Consider the following 2,402-nt stretch of genomic DNA (forward strand, 5'->3'; position numbering starts at 1 on the left):
TGCTGATCGGCGTTGGCGGTTAGCCTACCGAGGCGCTTAATCGACGCTGGAGCGTCAGATCCCTCCTCCGTCGGGACAAGGTCTGCTCCCACGCTGGAGCCTGGGGAGCCAGCCGAAAATGTGTTGGTTTTTAGACAGCCTCTTAACCGGTTAACCGGCACCCATCTGTTCCGCTAGCTTGGTCATCAGGTTACCTGCGATGTCGAGCCCGAACCAGGCATCCAACTCCCGGATGCAGGTCGGACTGGTGATGTTGATCTCGGTAAGATAGTCGCCGATCACGTCGAGGCCGGCAAACAGGATGCCGCGCCGGCGCAGCTCGGGTCCGACCTGGGAGGCGATCCGGCGATCACGCTCGGTCAAGGATTGTCCGACGCCGGTCCCCCCAGCGGCGAGGTTACCCCTGGTCTCGCCGGGCTTGGGTATGCGGGCCAGGGCATAGGGCACCGGATCGCCGTCGATAAGCAGAATACGCTTGTCGCCGTCCGCGATTTCAGGGATGAATTTCTGGGCCATGCAGAACCGATTGCCGTGATCGGTCAGGGTCTCGACAATCACATTGAAGTTCGGATCCGCGGTCGGTACCCGAAAGATGGAGCGGCCTCCCATACCGTCGAGGGGCTTGAGTATGACCTCCCCGTGCCGGGCGAGGAACTCCGCGATGTCCGCGTTGCGCCGCGTGACCAAGATCGGCGGACAACAGTGGGGAAATTGTAGGATGAAGAGCTTTTCGTTCGCGTCGCGCAGGCTGCGTGGATCGTTGACGACCCGGACGCCCTTGGCCTGGGCCCGTTCGAGCAGATAGGTCGCATAGATGTACTCCATGTCGAATGGCGGGTCCTTGCGCATCAGAATCACCGGTAGGGTATCCAGCGGACGTGTCTGCTCGCCGCAGAAGCGGTACCAGAGCGCCGCATCGTCCCAAACCTGGACCTCCCGCATCCGCGCCCAGGCGCGATCGTCGCGCAGAAACAGGTCGGACAGCTCCATGTACTGGATACGCCATTGCCTGCGACCCGCGGCCAACAGCATGGCGAAGGTGCTGTCCTTCGCAATCTTGATGGACCCCATGGGGTCCATGACGACACCGATCTCTCGCTGCATCTCCCTATCTTACCGCATCCCGGATTGTGCCGTCAGGACGCCCAGGCGCTTGGTCAGGGCTACCGAATAATAATTAGAGATGTGACCGAAATCGTTATACCGATGCTCCAATTCGTATAATCTATAAGCCTGTTGTATGTTTTTCTTATTTTTCCGGATATTCAAAATCAATCACTATGGGCTGAGAGACTGTCTATAAAGGTAGTCTCTTACAGTCCCTGGCTGTGTGGGAACCCCGCTTGTAATCCTCAATCCAACAAGCTTAATCTCAAGGCTCCTTGTCCGTCGCCTAAAGGCGAGGGGTTTACAGATTCCCTATCGGGGACTCTAAACCACGCGAATCTGCGAGATCTGCGTTCGGTTCCACCCATCATTCTAACTTTCCCGCTCAGGTAGTTTCGACAAACGGAGTCGTAGAGGAGACCGGTTGCTGCGCCGCCTTCTGGTCGGCTGGGGGCGAACGCGCGTCAACCGTCTCCAGGCCGAGTGCCTCACCGATGGAATGACGACAGTACTCGGAGATGTGCCGACGCGAAAGCGCGCTGCCGTCCAGCGGCGGAAGCACCCGGATATGCACCTGCAAACCCGGATGGCGCGCTAACCGCATCAGGTGGGACAGCAGGACATCATTACCGATGAAAGGGACGACCGGGTCCGGCGCAGGGTTGGAGCCGTAGCGCAGGGCGACCGGCTGGATCAATACTCCCTCGAGCTGGCCGGCAGCGAGCAATCGCGGATGAAAGCGGTGCAGCCGGGAACCGTCGGTAGTAGTGCCTTCGGGGAAGATCACCACGTGTCTACCCCTTTGCACACGTTCACCGATCTCGGGGATGAGAACGTCCGTTTGGTTAGCACCGCGCACAATGAAGAGGGTGCCGACTATCTCCGCCATCCAGCCGATCAGGGGCCAAGCCTTGATGTCCGACTTGGACAGAAAATCGATCCGCGCCTGGGAGCCCAGTACTGGAATGTCCAGCCAGGAGACATGATTTGCCACCAGCAGTGCGTTGGGAACGAGCTCGCCCGTCACCTGCATGTGCACGCCGAGCGCGCGACAAAGGCGCGCATGCCACCAACGCACCACCTCCGGGAGCCATGCCGCCCGCAACCCGAAATGCCGCCCTAGGGCAACGCCCAAGATAATCGTCACGCCCGTAAGCAGGTGCTCGCTAACGCGCAGCAACCGCCACCAGGATTTAAGAGGCTGCCTAAAAACTAACACATTGATATTCGGCTGGCTCCCCACGCTCCAGCGTGGGAGCAGATCCCGACGCTCCAGCGTCGATTAAGCGCCTCGG

The 2,402-nt window shown here is 59.7% G+C and carries 2 protein-coding genes; both read right to left on the reverse strand.

Going from position 1 to position 2,402, the window contains the following annotated elements; all coding sequences use genetic code 11:
- Positions 1–150: 150 nt before the first annotated feature.
- Positions 151–1,104, reverse strand: a complete 954-nt coding sequence (gshB, locus tag BQ17_RS11890; RefSeq protein WP_089727322.1) for a glutathione synthase — start codon at positions 1,102–1,104, stop codon at positions 151–153.
- Between the two features lie 388 nt (positions 1,105–1,492).
- Positions 1,493–2,254, reverse strand: a complete 762-nt coding sequence (locus BQ17_RS11895) for a lysophospholipid acyltransferase family protein (RefSeq protein ID WP_256091562.1) — start codon at positions 2,252–2,254, stop codon at positions 1,493–1,495.
- Positions 2,255–2,402 lie beyond the last annotated feature (148 nt).

This window comes from Candidatus Thiosymbion oneisti, assembly GCF_900092655.1.
Taxonomy (GTDB): Bacteria; Pseudomonadota; Gammaproteobacteria; order Chromatiales; family Chromatiaceae; genus Thiosymbion; species Thiosymbion oneisti.